Below are 17,703 nucleotides of genomic sequence, written 5' to 3'. Positions count from 1 at the left end.
ATCGACGTTAAGGTGCGGGATGGGGATCGCTCGGCTCGTCTGTCGGCTGGTACCCGCAGATATCATGTTGACGGTCCCTCCACCCTAGCTCTTACATACCTCGTAGGAGCCGGGAGGAACATACAAGCCATGCTCGGCTGTGGCCTTACCGGTAAAGCCCTTGCCGAGCATGGCTCGGCACTACCTAACCGGATTTTCCGGTAGAGCCTCTGCCGAGCATGGCTCGGCACTACATGAGCGGGTGACACCGCTTTGTAGGAGCGGCGTCAGCCGCGAAGCTCGTACATTCCCAGACCCTGGAAATTGGTCGCCGTGAAGCGATCCCGGCTTCGCGGCTGACGCTGCTCCTACATTCATGCTTATCGGTAGAGCCCCTGCCGAGCATGGCTCGGCACTACGCTTGGGTTCTGGTTACAGTAGCTTTTCGCGCAGGGCGGCATACTCCGGTGCGCAGGGCTCGGCGTGGGCTGGGCGCTTCAGCAGCTCGGCCAGTGCAGGCGGCACTTCTACTTCGCGACCGATCAGCGGCTCAACCACCGACTCGAACTTGGCCGGATGCGCGGTCGCTGCCACTGCCCAATGCTGATCCGACGCCGCACTGCCACTGGCGCGCAACTGCTCCAACACATGCACCGCAGTGGCGGTATGCGGGCAGAACACTTCACCGTAATCGCGATAGCGACGAGCGATGGTCTCGCGGATGGTTGAATCGTCAACCGCCTGCGAAGTGAATGCATCGCGCAGCGCCGCATCATCACCCTTGTACAGCCAGCGCAAGCGCTCGAAATTACTCGGCGCGCCCACATCCATCGCATTGGCGAGCGTGGCGACACTGGCCTTCGGTGTGTAGTCAGCGCCGTTGAAGTAGTCCGGCAGCACGCGGTTGGCATTGGTCGCCAGCACGATGCGCCCCAGCGGCACACCCAAGGCGCGCGCCATCACCGCTGCCATCGCATTACCCAGGTTGCCGGTTGGGATAACAAAATTCAGCAGCGAGCCGTGCGCAGCCTGATGGCTGAGCGCAGCATGTGCGTAGTAGCTCATCTGCGGCAACAAACGCCCCAGGCTGATGCTGTTGGCCGAACTCAGCGGCACCTGCGCCTGCAGGCCAGTATCACTCAGTGCCTGCTTGGCCATGGTCTGGCAATCATCGAACGAACCGGCCACGCGCAGCGCGCGGATGTTGCCACCAAGACAACCCAGTTGATGTGCCTGACGCGGCGATACACGCCCATCCGGGTACAGCACTACAACCTGAAGGTTGGGTTGGTTATGGAAGGCCGCGGCAACTGCAGCGCCTGTGTCGCCGGAAGTTGCGACCACAATGGTCAACGAACGCTCCTGCCCTGCACGCAAACGCGACAGGCTGGCAGCGAGGAAACGCGCGCCAAAGTCCTTGAACGCTGCGGTGGGGCCGTGGAACAGCTCAAGCACATGATCGTTGCCGGTCGCCAAAGCCTGCAGCGGCGCTGGGAAGTCAAAGGCTTCGTTGCAGATTGTCGGCAGTTCAGCTGCCAAGGCATCATCCGCAAAGAACGGCTGCAACAGCTCGGTGGCGGTCGCAGCGAGCGTGTCGCCCAGCTGCAAGGTGCGTACTGCCGGCATCGTTTCGGGTACGTACAGACCGCCATCTGGTGCCAAGCCGGCGGCAATGGCCTGGCTCAGCGTGGCGGCGGGGGAAGCATTGCGGGTGGAGATGAAGTTCATTCGGAAATCCGCGAAATGGTTGGTGTGCTGCTTTTTAATCAAGGACCGCGCAAGCGTCTCCCTCACCCCAACCCCTCTCCCGCAGGGAGAGGGGCTATCAGGCCTAGAGCAGTCTGGCGCCGGGGCTGTTGATCGGGCTTACCCAGCTTTGGCTATCGAAACCCGCTGCAGCGAACGCTGCCTGCACCTTGGACGCGGCAGCCAATGCAGCATCACGGTCTTCAAACCAGGCAAAAACACTGGGACCTGCGCCGGAGATGCTGGCGCCCATCGCACCTGCAGCAAGTGCGGCTGCCTTGGCTGCGTCGAAGCCAACGATCAGCGGCGCGCGTCGCGGCTCGATCAGAACATCGACCAAGCCTGCCCGCACCAGACCCGCGTCGCCGGCATGACAGCCGGCCAACACCAGGGCCAGATTGCTGCTCTGGGCAACAAACTCCTTCAACGCGTAGCTGCCCTGCAGTGCTTCACGCGCGCGACGTGTTTCCAACAACGCGTCCGGATGCACCAGCAGACTGTGCCAATGCGCGGGTATAGGCACCGGAACCAAGCGCTCCAGCGTAGAGAGCACCAAACCGCCAAGGAACATCGGGCCCAGGTTGTCACCGTGACGGCTGCCACTGGCCACTGCCTCGCCTTCCAACGAGTACTTGTAAAGCTGCTCGCGACTCAACGGCACATCCAGCAATGCATTGGCCGCAACCAAAGCCGCCACACAGGACGCAGCCGAGCCACCCATGCCTGAGCTAAGCGGTATGCCCTTGTCGATCTCCACTTCAAAACCGAACGGCAGCGCCAGCGCCTCGCGCAAGGCAATCAGCGCCGCTCCGGCAGTATTGCTGGGCGCATCCAGCGGCAACTCGACCGCCGCACCACGAATAGCGACGATGCGCACTTCCGCTGCTTCGATGCGGCGCACTGTCACCGTGTCGCCAACATCCGGCACCGCATAACCCAGCAGATCAAAACCGACTGCAACATTGGCGACCGACGCCGGCGAAAACGCCCGCGCCTGTCGTGCATCGGAACCAGTCAAAGCATCACTCACAATCGCGCTCCCTCGCCCGCTGCTACACGCAGCACATCGGCAAACACACCGGCTGCCGTAACTTCTGGGCCTGCGCCCGGGCCCTGCACCACCAAGGGGTTGTCGCAGTAACGACGGGTGGTGAACTGCACCACGTTATCGGTCAAGCGCAGGTTGGCAAAAGCGTGATCAGACGGCAGCTCGACCAGGCCTACGCTCGGGTGTTGGCCTGGCTTGAACTGAGCGACGTAGCGCAACACATTGCCGCGGGCACGCGCATCTGCCAGACGCTGCGAAAAACTCGCATCCACTTCCTGCAGGCGCGCCATGAAATCATCGACGCTGGCGCTCTGCAATTCGGTCGGTACCAGACTTTCCACCGCCACATCTTCCAGACTCAACTCATAGCCGGCTTCGCGGGCGAGAATGACCAACTTGCGGGCCACATCCACACCGGACAGGTCATCACGCGGATCCGGCTCGGTGTAACCCATGCCACGCGCCTGCGTGACCAGCTCAGAGAACGGTACGCTGCCATCGTATTTATTGAACAGCCAGGCCAGCGTGCCGGAAAAAATACCGGCAATCGCAGTCACGTCATCGCCGGTATCGACCAGATCACGCAGCGTGGTGATCACCGGCAAGCCCGCGCCCACCGTGGCTTCGTAGCGGAAGCGTGCGCCGGTGGACGCTGCCGCCTCGCGGATCGCCTGATAGCGCGCCAGCGGGCCGGAGCCAGCCTGTTTATTCGGAGTAACCACATGGATGCCGGCAGCCAACCAGCCGGCATAGCGGTCAGCTACTTCAGCACTGCCACTGCAATCGATGATCAGGGTATGCGGCAAGCGCGCCGACAATAGATGCTCGGTGAACAGATCAAGGTCGTTCGGCAACGCGGCGGAATCGAACGCGGCCTTCCAGTTGCCATGCATGCCACGCTGGTCGAGCACCATGCGATTGCGCGAGGCGACCGCACGCAGGCGCAGATCAAGCTTGGCGCGTGCCAGCAGCGCGGTCTCGGAAGCATACAACTGCTCAAGCAAGGCTGCACCGACATTGCCCGGCCCGATCAGACCGACCGAGAAGGTCTGCGGCGACAACCAGAAGCCGGCATGCGCAGCACGCAGCGCCTTGGTCGCGTCGCAGGCTTCGATGGCGACCGAGATATTTCGCTCGGACGAGCCCTGCGCAATGGCCAGGATATTGACCTGCGCGCGCCCCAACGACTCGAACAGACGCGCTGCAACGCCGGGCTGGCCGGCCATGCCATCGCCCACCGCCGCAAGCACGCTCACCCCGCTGGTGAGCTGCACGCGCTGCACCTGGCCTGCTGCCAACTCGTGCGAGAACGCCTGGGTAAGTGCGTCGCGAGCGAACTCGGCTTCAGCCTGCTTCACCACGCAACAGATCGAATGCTCGGACGAACCCTGCGAGATCATCACCACCGATACATGCGCATTGCGCAGCGCCGAGAACACCCGCTCGGCGGTACCGGGCACGCCGATCAGACCGGTACCTTCGACATTCAGCACAGCCAGATCCGCGCTCAGGGTCAAACCTTTGATCGGCCCGCTGCTGGAGCTGTCGGCAGTGATGCGGGTGCCCGGGTGATCCGGACGGAAGGTGTTGCGGATGATGATCGGCAGGCCGCGCTCGATGGCCGGCGACATGGTCTGCGGATGCACTACCTTGGCACCGAAATAGGCCAGTTCGCAGGCTTCGTCGTAGCTCAGGGCGTCCAATTGCACCGCTTCCGGCACCACCCGCGGATCGGCCGAGAGCACGCCATCGACATCGGTCCAGATATGCAGCTCGTCGGCAGCGAACAAGGCAGCAAAAATTGCGCCGGAGAAATCGCTGCCGTTGCGCCCCAGCGTGGTGATGTTGCCCTTGCGATCGCGCGCAACAAAGCCAGTCACCACCAGACGTTGTGCCGGATGCGATTCGCGCCACAACGCCAGCTTGGCGGCACTGGACTTCCAATCGACATCCACGCCCAACTCGCCGTGGTTGACCACCAGCACGTCGCGCGCATCCAGCACATCGGCGTCTTCGCCCAGCGCCTGCAGGTGATAGCCAAGCAGATGCGCCGAGAACACCTCGCCGAGGCCCTGCACGCGGTCCAGCACTTCCTGCGGCAACTCACCAATGACCGCCAACGCCGCCAGAATCTCGCGCAGACGCTCGAAGCGCGCATCCAGCCATTCGATGGTCACCCCGGACTGCTCGCCCAGCAGCGCGGCGGCCGCGCCACGATGGCGCGCCCGCAGCTCATGCCAGCGGTCATCCCACGCCGGATCGGCTGCAGCCGCAGCCTTGGCCAGCCCGATCAGCGCGTCAGTCACTCCCTTCATCGCCGACACCACGGTGACCTGCACGGTTTCGTCGCGGGCCAGCAGCAGCTGCGCCACATGCCGGTAACGCTCGGCATCGGCGACGGAAGTGCCGCCAAATTTATGCACGACGGTGCGAACGGCAGCGTTCGCGGCAGGATCGGCGGGTGAAACAGCAACTGACGACATCGGAAGAACCTCGGCTGGAGGCCCCGACACGCATCTGGATGGGGTTCCCCCGCATCCTGATCCGGGTGCGGGGCCGTGGTTTTCGGAAATTACGCGAAGACGACGGACCGCACCGGGCTAATGGTGACGGTAATAGTGGTGGTGGTAATGGCGCCGCCAAACCCGGGCGCACTCACCCGGCCGCCGGAAGGCGACTGCGAGGTGATGGCGAGGGGCTGCTGGCTGTTCATGGCCTTCAAGAGACAACAGCCGGGATCAGACTGTCAAGTGCTGCGTTGCAAAAACACAGATAAAGGCAACTTCGTCAAACCTGCTGCTAAAAGTTGCAAATGTCATCAAGCGCGAACGTCGCGCATCTAACTGCCAAGCAGCATGCAATACCTGACTCAAGGCGGCGCGATCTACCTTTCGACCATCACGGCAAACCGCCGCCCGCAAACAATCGAAAGAAGCGCCGCAGTCAGGCTTTCGCCACCTGACTGCGCAGATTCCTCACACCGATGCGGCCGCTTGCACCTTCGGCCGGTGCGCCGCAGCGCTCCAGATCACGCCAGCCAGCAGGCACAGCGCAGCAACAACTTCGACCGCCACCGGCCAGCGCTGCTGCCACACGAAGCCGTAAACCAGCCCGAACAAGGTCTCGAACACGATCATCTGCCCGCCCAAGGTCAGTGGCAGGGCGCGGCTTGCTCGGTTCCAGCAGGCATTACCCAGGATGGAGGCAAACACCGCCACCGCTGCGGCCATCACCCAGAAGCCCGCCCATTCACGCCCTGAATGCCCTGCCCCGGCATCGGCAAAGGCGATCGGCGCCAGCAACAAGGCCAGGCCACCGGTTGCCACACCGGTCAGCAGCGACCAGTCATGCCCGGACACATTGGGCACCTTGGCCAGCCAACGGGTATTGCCCACCGAATAAGCCGTCCAGGACACCAGCGCGCCAACCCCGCACAGCAAGCCGATCAAACGCTGCGTGGTGGTGGTCTGCACATGCGTCGAGGCGATGGCCTGGTAGCCCATCAGGACCACGCCCGCCACACATAGCAGCAAGGCCGGTGCCAGCCGTGACAGCGGCACCGCCCCCGGCTCACGTGCACCGACCACGGCCACCAGCACCGGTACCATGCCGACTATCAGGGCCGCCGCACCGCCGCCGCTCCACTGCACGCAGATCGACAACAGCACGAAATAGATCAGATTGCCGAGCAGGCTCAGCCAGGTCAGGGCCTTCCAGTCCGCCTTGCCGATATGCGCACGCAGCGCCGGCCAGCGCGGCACCAGCAGGATCACCGCAACCAGGCCATAAATCAGGTAGCGCGCCGCAGCCAACTGCAGCGGCGAAAAATCCACCAGCACGGCTGGCGCCAGGAACACCAAGCCCCACAGCGCGCCTGAAGCCACGCCATTACCAATGCCAAACAACATCCGCTCTTTCATCAAGCCACCCGACAGTCAGACACAACACCAGCATCCAACTGCCGGCCCACGCTGTATTGTCCCAAGCTGCGCGCCGCTGTGCTCAAACTACGCGTCCGGACTCCGTCGATAGCGGCCCGGGGTAATCCCCTGCGAGCGGCGCATGGCCCGGGTCAATGCACTCTGGTCGGAGAAACCGGCCTGCTGGGCAATCTGCGCCACCGACTGCCTGCCCTCAGCCAACTGGCGCTGCGCCCATTGCAGACGCTGCTGCTGCAGCCATTGCCCCGGTGTGAGGCCGAATTGACGCTTGAACGCGCCATGCAGTGCGGTCAACCCCATCCCGGCGATCTGCGCCATCCGTGCCAGCGGCCACGCTTCGCCCGGAGCTGCACGAATCTGTTCGCACAACCGCCGCAAGCCGGCATTGTCTGCCACCGAGGGACGCTGGGCAGCAAACAAGCTATCCAGCAACAACGGCAGTACATGTCTGGCCACTGGCGCAGGCACCGCATCGCGGCCACCCATGCTGATATCCACGAATTCGAGCAAGCTGCACACCGCCGCCGAAATCCCCAGGAATGGACGCACCCGCCCCTGATCCAACTGTGACCGCTGCAACAGGGCACTGTCACAGTCAACGATCAGAAACCGGTTGTGCCCACTACCGGCCTGCACATGAGCTGCACCCGGGACGATCACGGCGCCGTGCAAGGTGTCCAAGCGCCCGCCGCGCCCGTCGATTTCCAGCTCCAGGCTCCCACGCAGCGGCAACACCAGCTGCAGATGGTCATGGCTGTGCGCATGGCCGGCCGGGCCATAACTACGGAAATTGAGGGCTTCAACGCATTGCATCGGCATGCGCACCGGGGGCTGACTGGCGCTTGCAGCGGGCACCGCAAGCTGCGCGGAAAGATGGTGACCCCGACACGATTCGAACGTGCGACCTGTCCCTTAGGAGGGGACCGCTCTATCCAGCTGAGCTACGGAGTCAAAAGATGGAGGCCAAGGTTACAGGCAAGCGCCGCCCCCAGCCAGCATTTCCGGCCGAGCGGGCGTCGATCAGCCATCAAATCCGGCCCCCCGTATGCCAATGGCCAAGCGCAAATCGGCCGCTGCATCCGGACTGCGCTGGGTGCCAATATGCTGTTCCAACACCAAGGTCTCTCGATCAACCAAGCCCAGCCCAGCGTCCGCGCAGTGCCATCACGGGATCAGAAAGCTACATCAATCAGCACGGTGTCAACGTAGCTGCCGGCCGGCACAGGCGCCTGGTCCGGATAAACCGCTGCCCTGTAGTTGAATTTTTGCGCACTCGTGCCCAAACCGCTGCCAGCGTTCAGATCGGCCGCGTAGCTGCCACGGCGCTCAGCGCCTGCATCACCCCATCGTGCGCTGCCGACTCCTTGGAAAAGATCGTAGGCAAGCAGAGTCCCCTCGGCCGAAAGCATATTGCGCTGCCCTTGGCTGGGGTTCCGCCCGCCGCTGAGCCCAACGGTATAGACGCTACCCTTGGTGCAGATCACGCTGATGCTTCCATTGACCTCTGCGAACATGGAAGGAAGCGCAGCTGCGCCGAAGTCCAGATCATCGGCGGCGATAGCGCAGTCATTCTGCACCACCAGCTTTATCGCCATTGGCGAGGCTCCACTACCGCTCTCATAGGAAGAACAAACACCCGGACTGGACTGTTGAACGCAGTACTTCCAATCCCAGCTCAACGTTGCGCTATCGATATAAGTGCCTGCAGCAACATTGGCGCCGGCGGCGAGCGTCAGGAATAGCGGGATGGACTTGGGGGAGCTGCCCTGCAGCACACCCAATTCATCGATGACACCCAAAGCGGCGAGGTCAACCATCACTCCCGGAGCCAGCGCCGATGCATTGTTCCTGTCCGGCGATGCATGGACCTGGTAGGAGACCCGATCTCCGGCAGGGCCCACCATGCCATTGTCGACGGAGCTGAAAATCACGCGAAAATAGGTAGTCCCCGGCTCCCATGGCTGCGATACATCACCCGAACAATGCATGCCTGCATCACTTGTGGACGTGCTCTGCACAGCGTCGCGCAGGGTAATGGAGCCAACAGAACCAAACTCTGCCGGCCGGGCGTTCACGACCTCGCAGCTTGCCGACACCTCGCGCCCAGCGAAACTCAGTACAGACAGCAGTATTACCCGGGATACCCAGCTCATCGGCACACCACAGGGGCCGGCATCAGCACGGCCGCATCGCCTTCGCCAGCAGTGAACGTCGCCACGCAGCTTTCTCCATTGGCCAGACTCACTTGCAGGTGATTGGCCTTATCCACGCTTTCCAGATACACCAGACCATCCCATCCGACCACGGTGGTCGTCCCGCTTTCCACGTGCTGGACGCCAGCACCCAATGGCAGCACCGTGCCGCCGGCATCGACAAGCACAACACTGGCGCTGCGCGAGCGCATCACCGGGAACTGCAGCAGGTAACCGCTACCGGCGCGCACCATCACCCGTTCTTCCACCCGCGCACTGCGGATATCCGCCGGCACACCCATCAGGTCCAGCTCGTACTTGCCTGGGTAATACGCACTGGTCCATGGCACCAGCAGGTGACCACTCTTGCCGGTGCGACCGACATCCTGGTTTTCATATCGCACGGGAATACCGGCATGGCCCTGCGTACTGACCACCACGAATGCATCATCGACACGGTTACCGGCGAACAGCCGACCATCCATCCACACGGCCGAACCGCTGACATCCGCCCAGCGCGTCATCATCGAACGACTGCCATGGGTACCGGCTTGGACCTGCAACTGGTCGCCGCGCCAGGTTCCGTCGATCTGCCGGTAGTCCTGGGCGCCACCGTGCGCATAGCCAAGGTTGTAACCAAAGCCGCCATCGGTTGGCACCTGCTGACTGAGATTCACACGCTCGAGCAGATCACCACGGGCATCACGCTCGGCCGACAGCGAAAGCGTGCTGCGCGCGCCCATCGACACCATCATCTGCGCCATTGCCGACCACCCTCCTGCCTCCAGGTCGCGGTTGGCCGACATGTAAAAGCTGAACCCCTTTCGTGACGAGCGGCTCCAGGACAGGTTGAGCAAGCGGCTGCGCGAGTCATCGGCGTTGCGCACATCAAAATAGCCCGCACCAACGCTGCCCCAGGCCCCGAGCCGTACGCTGGCCGTGGCCTGCTGGCTGCGCCTGCTGGTGCGCAATGTCTGCGCGTTGATAGCGCCAAGATCCGCATAGCCGGACTGCCGTTGCACCTGCTGGAAAGCGAGGCTGTAGAAAGGATTGTTGTACTGGTAGCCGAAAGCCAGCTGCTGCGCCTGCCTGCCATTGAACCGGCTCTGGCTCAATGCTGCGTTGACGATACCCAAATTGCCGACACGAATGTTTGCACCAGCACCGGCCAAGGACAGCCGCCTTGCCGCTTCTGCATGTCCTTCCAGGGTCAGCCAGTCGAGCAGACCATAGCGCAAGGTGCCGCTACCCGCGGCTTTACCATAACCGAAATTGCGAACGCCATAGTCTTCGCGCATGTTGCCGGCCGCAACCGAGAAATCCGCCAGCCCTGGCTGCAACAAACGGGTACTGACGTAGAACGGCAGCGTCGTCGACACCTGCCGCCCCAGTGCGTCGGTGGTCACAACCACTGCCTCACCGGCGCCATTGATCAGTGGAATATTGGTCAACGTATACGGGCCAGGACTCAACTCTGCGCTTGATGACTTGTAACCGTTGACGAACAGATCCAGCGCCGTTGGCACCGCGACCTCGCCGGCAAACTGCGGCAAGGGATAGGTCACAAGATCTGGCCGCACACTGAAATCGCGCGACAACTGCACGCCACCAAGCCGCACCGAACTGCTCCAGGGCAAGGCAGCAGTGATCACGTCACCGGCCTCATAGGTGAGCAGGCTGTTCTCATCGGAGTAGCGCCAGGTGGTGTCGTAGCGCCGATACCCCCCACGCTGCCCATCCTTCTCCCCGCTCACGATCTGTCGGAACTGCCCGCTGTTGGTCACGCTACCCGCACCACCAAAAATCCGCAGTTCATTCCAGGCAGCCACATAGCTGCCAGCGTCGTCTACATCATTGGCGTATATGTCGTAGTTGAACATTGCACCCAAGCTGGCCTGCGCAGTCATGCGCGGCGCTGCGGCGCGATAGCTGATGGTCTGCTGCGCCAGCCACGCCGGCGGCACATCAAGTAGCAGGCGCAACATTGCCCGATCGTAGTGCACGCGCAAGCCAGGCACGTCTTCCAACGCGACATCGTCGGCCACCGGTTGCGGCAAGCTGATCCCGGCAGCGGCCAATGCGGCTGCGCTGGCATACAGTCGACCGTCACGTTCTTCAACGACAACCTGCCGACTGGTTGCCTGCTGGTTGACCACCAGGTCCAGATGCAGCGGCAGCGGCGCGGCCTCCAACGCATCAAACTCGAGCAGCGGCAACTCACCCGCCCAAGCCGGCATCGTCGGCACAACGGTCAATGCAAGCATGTTGGCCCAGAGGCCATAGCGCACAGCACGGGACAGCGTTTGACAGCGGGTCGCAGGATACCGATAGCAGCTCATGCAGCTACCCCAACAAGATCAGGCGCCACGCAGATGCCGCACATCCAATTCAACATCATGCGAACAATCACTCAATAGCCAGGCGCTGCGGCTGCGGCGCGCCGTTGACACGCACCAACAACACCGTAGGACGCCCTTCCGATGCCGGCAGCGGCCAGCGCATGCTTGCGCCAGGCAGCACGTAGCCCATCAAACCTTCCTGAAACACCCGTTGCTTACCTGCCTGTTCCAGCGAGGCCTCGGTCAATCGTGCGTGCACCAGCCCATCGTTGCGGATCTGCAGGTAGGCCTTGCCCTCCACGTTGACCTGTTGCACGCCAAGACGCGGAACAACTTCAGCGCCCGTTGCATCGCGCACGCCCTGAGCAGCACCTCCCGCAGACAAGCCCGCTCCATAAACGAACAACGGAATGACGTAGCGCATATTGAAGCGCACGCCCGGTGCAGCAGCTGCATCGATCGGCACGGCTGTCGGAATTTCATCGATCATCACGCGAAACGCCTGCTGCTGCCCGGCTGGCGTCGGCGCCATGCGGGTAATGCGCACCAGCTGTTTCTGTCCCGGTTCAATCTGCGCAATCTGCGGGATGCCGATCATCTGCCGCTGGTTCTGGTAGTGATCATCAAACTCCTGCTGCGCCCAGGACAGCACCCGAACCTGCAGATTGACCGGGCTCTGACCTTTGTTCTCCAGCCACAACGCAGTGCTCTGCTGGCCATCCTGCAGCACCGGATCAACTGGCCAGATCAGGACCGAACTTGCTGCACGGGTTTCGCCGATCGACAGCGCCGCAGCCACGAGCAGACAGGCTGTCGCGATATATCTGAAAAAAAACATTCTTCCCCCGCAACCCGGTACTTACCAGATCAATTGAACCTGCAATACATCACTGTAAGTGCCGGCAGGTCGCTGCGCTGGCACGTTGAGCTCTGCGTGAATTGGCAGCACCACCGCGCCCGTCTGCCCCAAAGGCACGGGGAACATTTGGTCAACTCCCAACGCCAAGCTTCGGGCGGCGTCAGCGAACAAGCGATAGGCGATGCGTTCACTGCCCCCATCGTGCTGCAACTGACGCCCGTACAATCCGCCGTCGACCTTCATCAACAACGTCAAGCCAGGCGTGCAGTTGAGCTGCACCGTGGAGGTGAAGGAAGTCGCAACGACTCCACTGTTCAGCGCCGACTGCGTTCCGAAATCCAGCGCCCCCCAATTGCCGGGCGCGACCTCGCAGCCGCTGACGACTTCCGCACTCACCTGCATGTCCGCATGGGTACCGGCGCTTGCCTCAGCCACCAGCGAACACAGCCCAGCCGCAAGCCCGATCCACAGCAAACGCATGGGTGCGATCAAAAGGTCAGCTCGACCGAAACGCTGTCCGTATAGACACCTGCAGACAAGCCTGCCTTGCCTTTCGCCTGGCCATACAGGTTGACTGTCTGCGTAACGCCGGTGCTGGTCGGCAAGGTTATCGTGCCATTAATCGGCAGCAGCGTGGACTTCCCCGCATCGGTGAAGAAATCGTAGGGCACGTAGTTGCCCGAACCATCTGCAAGTGCCCGCGTGCCACCGGCCGACATCCCATCATTGCTCCCTACCCCGACTTTGATCACAGGGATGGCACCCGTTGAACACAATATCGACATGGAACCACCACCACCACGCAGCACCTGACCGCCGGCAGTACTGAAGAGCGAGTCTTGCGTACCGAAACTCAGGGTGCCAAAGTTCGCCCCCGTTGTTGCGGACGACCCATTTACCTGACAAGCACTGACCAGCGTCAGCGCTGCGTCGATCCGGCCGGTGACAGTGCCAGCCTGCGCCATCGAAGCGAACAGCAAACCACCGGCGAACAACGCTGCACGGACATTCCAGAATTTCATGCAAACTCTCCATTTGATCGGTAATGCAGTCAGCCATCCGCTGCCTGCAATCTGCCCACCCTAGCGAAGGTGCGTAAGAGCAGCCTAGAACGACAATTCGACCGCTATCGAATCCGTATAGGTGCCTGGCGGCAAGCCCGCCGCCCCCATGACTCTGCCGTAGAGATTCACCGTCTGTGCCGTGCCGTTGCTACTCCCGAGGTAGACGGTTCCGTCAATCGGCACATCGCTATTGAAGCCCGTATCCACGTACAGGTCATAAGCAACATAATGGCCTGCACCATCGTGCAATGCCCTGCCGCCTGCCGACGCCTGACCGTCGTTGCGGCCCGCCCGTATCTTGAGCGCCGGAGAGAATCCTGCCGCACAGCGGATGCTCATCGCGCCACCGTCAGGGCTGAAGAGCTGGGTAATGGACTGCTGCATAAGCGTGCTGGCAGTCCCGAAGGTCAACGAACCAAAGTTGAGATTGGAACTGGCAGCCGATCCGTTGACCTCACATGCAGGCACCAACGTCAATGAACTGTGTATCTGCCCGCGGACCGTTGGCGCAGCATGACCAGCGGAGCTCAGCAGGAGCCCGCACAGAACCAGACCCAAGCCGCTCTTCAAATGATGCATCGCCCCCTCTTTCATCCGTGTGCCACAAACGTGGCTGCATGAAACACTACGGACGTAAGAGAGGGGCCTGCATGAGACCGGGGCCGCGCAGCAGCCGCCGGCCCGGATGGATCAGGCGATGTCCAGCACCGGGAACGCCTTGACCATGTCGTCCAGCGCCTTGATCTGCGCAAGGAACGGTTCCAGCACGTCCAGCGGCAATGCGCTGGGGCCATCACAGCGCGCGTTGTCCGGGTCCGGATGCGCTTCGAGGAACAGCCCAGCGATGCCGACCGCCATGCCGGCGCGAGCCAGTTCGACGACCTGGCGGCGACGGCCGCCGGAGGCTTCGCTGCCGGCGTCACGACGCTGCAGGCTGTGGGTGACGTCGAAGATCGCCGGCAGGCCGCCGGTGGCTTCGATCATCTCGCGGAAGCCGAGCATGTCCACGACCAGATTGTCGTAGCCGAACTGCGCGCCACGCTCGCACAGGATGATCTGCTCGTTGCCCGCCTCGCGGATCTTGCTGACGATGTGCTTGATCTGGCTCGGGCTGAGGAACTGCGGCTTCTTGATGTTGACCACGCGGCCGGTGCGGGCGATGGCCGTGACCAGATCGGTCTGGCGGGCCAGGAAGGCCGGGATCTGCAGCACATCGACCACTTCTGCGACCGGCGCGGCCTGCGCCACTTCATGCACGTCGGTGATCACCGGCACGCCGAAACGCTGCTTGACCTGCTCGAAGATGCGCAGCCCTTCTTCCAGGCCGACGCCGCGGAAAGAGGTGATCGAAGAGCGGTTGGCCTTGTCGAACGAAGCCTTGAACACGTACGGGATACCCAGCTTGCGGGTGACCTCCACGTAGCGCTCGGCGGCGTAGAGGGTGGAGTCCAGATCCTCCAGCACATTCAGCCCGCCAAACAGCACGAAGGGCAGCTTGTTGCCGACCACTACCCCGTCCGAAATCGTCACGTTCATCTGTCTATCCTGTTCAAACCGGGGAAACCCCTACCAAGGGTGGCGAATATGGCCGAAAACGGCCGCCAGCGACAGGGTTTGCGGTCACAGCCGAGGCAACGCCCGCCATCAGCACAGTCCGTGGCGCCGGCACAGCCTGTCCCATTGGCCAAACCAAGTGGTACGGGGGCAATCGGTTCACTCTGATACTATGTGGTACTCACTCCGTCGCCCCACCCGCAGTTTCCGACGGCGCCAAAATCACGTTAAGAAACAGGAGTTTGAATGTCTTCCGAGCTGCTCAAGGCCTTGGCTCTGGATGCCACCAACGCTGGCACCTACATGGGCAACGGGGAATGGTCCGCCGCCACCGGCGCGGGCGTCCTCAAGCCGCAGAACCCGACCACCGGCGAAGTGATCGCCGAGGTCCAGGCGACGACCGAGGCTGATTACGAAACCGTCATCGCCCGCGCGCAGGAAGCCTACAAGGTATGGCGCACCACCCCGGCACCGCGCCGTGGTGAAGCCGTGCGCCTGTGCGGTGAAGCACTGCGCAAGCACAAGGACGCGCTGGGCTCGCTGGTCGCGCTGGAAATGGGCAAGTCCAAGCCGGAAGGCGACGGTGAAGTGCAGGAGATGATCGACATCGCCGACTTCGCCCTGGGCCAGAGCCGCATGCTGTACGGCTACACCATGCATTCCGAGCGCCCCGGCCACCGCATGTACGAGCAGTACCACCCGCTGGGTCTGGTCGGCATCATCTCGGCCTTCAACTTCCCGGTTGCGGTGTGGAGCTGGAACGCGTTCCTGGCTGCCATCTGTGGCGACATCTGCATCTGGAAGCCGTCCAACAAGACTCCGCTGACCGCCATTGCGACGATGAAGATCTGCAATGAGGCGCTCGAAGGTGCCGGCTTCCCGAACCTGTTCTTCCTGATCAACGATGCCGGCACCGCGCTGTCGGAAAAGATGGTCGACGACCGCCGCGTGCCGCTGATCTCGTTCACCGGTTCCACCCAGGTCGGCCGCGCCGTGAACCAGAAGGTCGCCCAACGTCTGGGCCGCTGCCTGCTGGAACTGGGCGGCAACAACGCCATCATCATGGACGAGACCGCCGACCAGAAGCTGGCCGTGCCGGGCATCGTGTTCGGCGCCGTCGGCACTGCCGGCCAGCGCTGCACCACCACCCGTCGCCTGATCGTGCATGAATCCATCTACGACAACGTGCTGGCTACGCTGATCAAGGCCTACAAGCAGGTCGAAGGCAAGATCGGCGATCCGACCGATGCGGCCAACCTGATGGGCCCGTTGAACAGCCCGGAAGCCGTGCAGCAGTTCCTCGGTTCCATCGCCAAGGCCAAGGCTGCCGGTGGCACCGTCGAAACCGGCGGCACCGCCATCGACCGCGCTGGCAACTTCGTGCTGCCGGCCATTGTCACCGGCCTGAAGAACAGCGATGAAATCGTCCAGCACGAAACCTTCGCACCGATCCTGTACGTGATGAAGTACAGCAACCTGGACGAAGCCATCGACATGCAGAACGGCGTGCCGCAGGGCCTGTCCTCGTCGATCTTCACCCAGAACCTTAAGACCGCCGAGAAGTTCCTGTCGGCTGCCGGCAGCGACTGCGGCATCGCCAACATCAACATCGGCACGTCCGGTGCTGAGATCGGTGGCGCCTTCGGTGGCGAAAAGGACACCGGCGGTGGCCGCGAGTCCGGTTCGGATGCATGGAAGGTCTATATGCGTCGCCAGACCAACACCATCAACTACTCCGACTCGCTGCCGCTGGCCCAGGGCATCAAGTTCGATCTTTGATCGTGTCTGCCCCGGCCTTGGTCGGGGCGTTGAAGTGGGAGAGTGCTTGGCTGAAAAGCTTCCCCTCACCCCAACCCCTCTCCCGCGTGCGGGAGAGGGGCTTTCAAACGCTGAAACGGAGTTCCCGATGAGCATTCCTGCACCCCGCCAGACCAGCAGCTACGCCGTGATCAGTCTGGTCGCCGGCATCCTCGGTTGGACCCTGTTGCCGGCCATCGGCAGCATCTGCGCCATCATCTTCGGCCATATGGCCCGTGGCGAAATCCGCCGCAGCAACGGTCAACTGGAAGGCGACGGCCTGGCCGTGGCCGGGCTGGTGCTGGGCTGGCTGGCTACCGCGCTGTGGCTGATCGGCATCATCTTCTTCATTGCCATCCTGGTGTTCTTCGGCGGCTTGGCTGGCCTCGCTGCGATGAACTCCTGAGGCCGGCATGGGGCAATCCGATTCAACCCAACGTTTCAGCAGCCGGGTAGCGGACTATGTGCGCTACCGCCCGGGCTATCCGTCCACGCTGCTGGAATGGCTGCACCGCGACATCGGCCTGCCCCGCTCTGCCTTGGTCGCCGATATCGGCGCCGGCACCGGCATTTCCAGCGAGCTGTTTCTGGCTGCCGGCCATCCGCTGATCGCGGTTGAGCCCAACGCCGCAATGCGCGCCGCCGCAGAACAATGGCTGCTGCCCGGACATCCGCAATTCCAATCCGTCGCCGGTACCGCCGAGGCCACCACCCTGGCCGACCACAGCGTTGATCTGGTCGCGGCCGCGCAGGCATTCCACTGGTTCGATACCAACGCCGTACGCCGCGAATGGATGCGCATCCTGCGTCCGGGTGGCCTGGCCCTGGTGTACTGGAACTCGCGCCTGCTCGATGCCTCGCCATTCCTGGCCGGCTACGAGCAGCTGCTGCTGGACTACGGCACCGACTACACCGAGGTCGCCGAGCGCTACCAGGACGACCAGACCATGCGCGAGTGGTTCGGCGAAGGGCTGCGCGGCCTGGTCCACCTGCCGAATGTGCAGTATCTGGACTACGACGGCCTGCGCGGCCGGCTGCTGTCCTCCTCTTACGCACCGCAAGCCGGCCACGAACGTCATACCCCCATGCTGGAGGCCCTGCAGCGCCTGTTTGATGCGCATGCGGTCGATGGCAAGGTTGCCTTTGAGTACCAAACCCGCGCCTTTGTCGGCACGCTGAACTGA

Annotated in this window: 15 protein-coding genes and 1 tRNA gene; 3 read left to right on the top strand and 13 right to left on the bottom strand. The window is 62.7% G+C overall.

Annotated elements, in window-relative coordinates:
- Positions 1 to 411: 411 nt before the first annotated feature.
- The 13 genes from thrC to kdsA all read right to left on the bottom strand — a co-directional run bounded on the left by thrC (position 412) and on the right by kdsA (position 14,704).
- Positions 412 to 1,707, bottom strand: a complete 1,296-nt coding sequence (gene thrC, locus ACVOLR_RS02430; protein ID WP_481535015.1) for a threonine synthase — start codon at positions 1,705 to 1,707, stop codon at positions 412 to 414.
- Between the two features lie 103 nt (positions 1,708 to 1,810).
- On the bottom strand, positions 1,811 to 2,755 hold the full coding sequence (locus tag ACVOLR_RS02425; RefSeq protein ID WP_481535014.1) for a homoserine kinase: 945 nt from the start codon (positions 2,753 to 2,755) through the stop codon (positions 1,811 to 1,813).
- Entirely contained in the window at positions 2,752 to 5,256 is a 2,505-nt protein-coding gene (gene thrA / locus ACVOLR_RS02420) for a bifunctional aspartate kinase/homoserine dehydrogenase I (RefSeq protein ID WP_481535013.1), read from the bottom strand. Before thrA ends, ACVOLR_RS02425 begins: the two co-directional genes overlap by 4 nt.
- A 492-nt stretch (positions 5,257 to 5,748) precedes the next feature.
- On the bottom strand, positions 5,749 to 6,693 hold the full coding sequence (locus tag ACVOLR_RS02415; RefSeq protein ID WP_481535012.1) for a DMT family transporter: 945 nt from the start codon (positions 6,691 to 6,693) through the stop codon (positions 5,749 to 5,751).
- Between the two features lie 87 nt (positions 6,694 to 6,780).
- Entirely contained in the window at positions 6,781 to 7,527 is a 747-nt protein-coding gene (locus ACVOLR_RS02410) for an AraC family transcriptional regulator (protein WP_481535011.1), read from the bottom strand.
- Positions 7,528 to 7,588: 61 nt separating this feature from the next.
- Positions 7,589 to 7,665: transfer RNA gene (locus tag ACVOLR_RS02405), tRNA-Arg, on the bottom strand.
- 221 nt (positions 7,666 to 7,886) lie between these two features.
- Positions 7,887 to 8,867 carry a Csu type fimbrial protein gene (locus ACVOLR_RS02400; protein ID WP_481535010.1) on the bottom strand — a complete coding sequence of 327 codons (981 nt, stop codon included), beginning with the start codon at positions 8,865 to 8,867 and terminating at the stop codon, positions 7,887 to 7,889.
- Positions 8,864 to 11,170, bottom strand: a complete 2,307-nt coding sequence (locus ACVOLR_RS02395) for a fimbria/pilus outer membrane usher protein (protein ID WP_481535009.1) — start codon at positions 11,168 to 11,170, stop codon at positions 8,864 to 8,866. Before ACVOLR_RS02395 ends, ACVOLR_RS02400 begins: the two co-directional genes overlap by 4 nt.
- A 142-nt stretch (positions 11,171 to 11,312) precedes the next feature.
- Entirely contained in the window at positions 11,313 to 12,083 is a 771-nt protein-coding gene (locus tag ACVOLR_RS02390) for a fimbrial biogenesis chaperone (protein ID WP_481535008.1), read from the bottom strand.
- Positions 12,084 to 12,104: 21 nt separating this feature from the next.
- Positions 12,105 to 12,584, bottom strand: a complete 480-nt coding sequence (locus tag ACVOLR_RS02385; RefSeq protein WP_481535007.1) for a Csu type fimbrial protein — start codon at positions 12,582 to 12,584, stop codon at positions 12,105 to 12,107.
- Between the two features lie 8 nt (positions 12,585 to 12,592).
- On the bottom strand, positions 12,593 to 13,126 hold the full coding sequence (locus tag ACVOLR_RS02380; RefSeq protein ID WP_481535006.1) for a Csu type fimbrial protein: 534 nt from the start codon (positions 13,124 to 13,126) through the stop codon (positions 12,593 to 12,595).
- 84 nt (positions 13,127 to 13,210) lie between these two features.
- Positions 13,211 to 13,747, bottom strand: a complete 537-nt coding sequence (locus ACVOLR_RS02375; RefSeq protein ID WP_481535005.1) for a Csu type fimbrial protein — start codon at positions 13,745 to 13,747, stop codon at positions 13,211 to 13,213.
- Between the two features lie 111 nt (positions 13,748 to 13,858).
- Entirely contained in the window at positions 13,859 to 14,704 is an 846-nt protein-coding gene (kdsA, locus tag ACVOLR_RS02370) for a 3-deoxy-8-phosphooctulonate synthase (RefSeq protein ID WP_481535004.1), read from the bottom strand.
- A 264-nt stretch (positions 14,705 to 14,968) separates the two neighbouring features.
- On the opposite strand from kdsA, the gene amaB reads away from it, so the two are divergent.
- The 3 genes from amaB to ACVOLR_RS02355 all read left to right on the top strand — a co-directional run bounded on the left by amaB (position 14,969) and on the right by ACVOLR_RS02355 (position 17,703).
- Entirely contained in the window at positions 14,969 to 16,501 is a 1,533-nt protein-coding gene (gene amaB, locus ACVOLR_RS02365) for an L-piperidine-6-carboxylate dehydrogenase (protein ID WP_481535003.1), read from the top strand.
- Between the two features lie 127 nt (positions 16,502 to 16,628).
- Complete coding sequence (locus ACVOLR_RS02360; RefSeq protein WP_481513284.1) at positions 16,629 to 16,925, top strand: DUF4190 domain-containing protein; 297 nt, start codon at positions 16,629 to 16,631, stop codon at positions 16,923 to 16,925.
- A gap of 7 nt (positions 16,926 to 16,932) precedes the next feature.
- On the top strand, positions 16,933 to 17,703 hold the full coding sequence (locus ACVOLR_RS02355) for a class I SAM-dependent methyltransferase (protein WP_481535002.1): 771 nt from the start codon (positions 16,933 to 16,935) through the stop codon (positions 17,701 to 17,703).

The sequence above is a fragment of the Stenotrophomonas sp. STEN030 genome (assembly GCF_056759995.1).
This window is presented reverse-complemented; position numbering and strand designations above follow the sequence as displayed.

Bases quoted from the DNA above. Each gene is read 5' to 3' on its own strand.
- ACVOLR_RS02395 (WP_481535009.1), bottom strand. From the start codon at position 11,170: ATGCTTGCATTGACCGTTGTGCCGACGATGCCGGCTTGGGCGGGTGAG.
- ACVOLR_RS02385 (WP_481535007.1), bottom strand. From the start codon at position 12,584: ATGCGTTTGCTGTGGATCGGGCTTGCGGCTGGGCTGTGTTCGCTGGTG.
- ACVOLR_RS02360 (WP_481513284.1), top strand. From the start codon at position 16,629: ATGAGCATTCCTGCACCCCGCCAGACCAGCAGCTACGCCGTGATCAGT.
- kdsA (WP_481535004.1), bottom strand. From the start codon at position 14,704: ATGAACGTGACGATTTCGGACGGGGTAGTGGTCGGCAACAAGCTGCCC.
- amaB (WP_481535003.1), top strand. From the start codon at position 14,969: ATGTCTTCCGAGCTGCTCAAGGCCTTGGCTCTGGATGCCACCAACGCT.
- ACVOLR_RS02415 (WP_481535012.1), bottom strand. From the start codon at position 6,693: ATGAAAGAGCGGATGTTGTTTGGCATTGGTAATGGCGTGGCTTCAGGC.
- ACVOLR_RS02400 (WP_481535010.1), bottom strand. From the start codon at position 8,867: ATGAGCTGGGTATCCCGGGTAATACTGCTGTCTGTACTGAGTTTCGCT.
- ACVOLR_RS02410 (WP_481535011.1), bottom strand. From the start codon at position 7,527: ATGCAATGCGTTGAAGCCCTCAATTTCCGTAGTTATGGCCCGGCCGGC.
- thrA (WP_481535013.1), bottom strand. From the start codon at position 5,256: ATGTCGTCAGTTGCTGTTTCACCCGCCGATCCTGCCGCGAACGCTGCC.
- ACVOLR_RS02380 (WP_481535006.1), bottom strand. From the start codon at position 13,126: ATGAAATTCTGGAATGTCCGTGCAGCGTTGTTCGCCGGTGGTTTGCTG.
- ACVOLR_RS02375 (WP_481535005.1), bottom strand. From the start codon at position 13,747: ATGCATCATTTGAAGAGCGGCTTGGGTCTGGTTCTGTGCGGGCTCCTG.
- thrC (WP_481535015.1), bottom strand. From the start codon at position 1,707: ATGAACTTCATCTCCACCCGCAATGCTTCCCCCGCCGCCACGCTGAGC.
- ACVOLR_RS02355 (WP_481535002.1), top strand. From the start codon at position 16,933: ATGGGGCAATCCGATTCAACCCAACGTTTCAGCAGCCGGGTAGCGGAC.
- ACVOLR_RS02390 (WP_481535008.1), bottom strand. From the start codon at position 12,083: ATGTTTTTTTTCAGATATATCGCGACAGCCTGTCTGCTCGTGGCTGCG.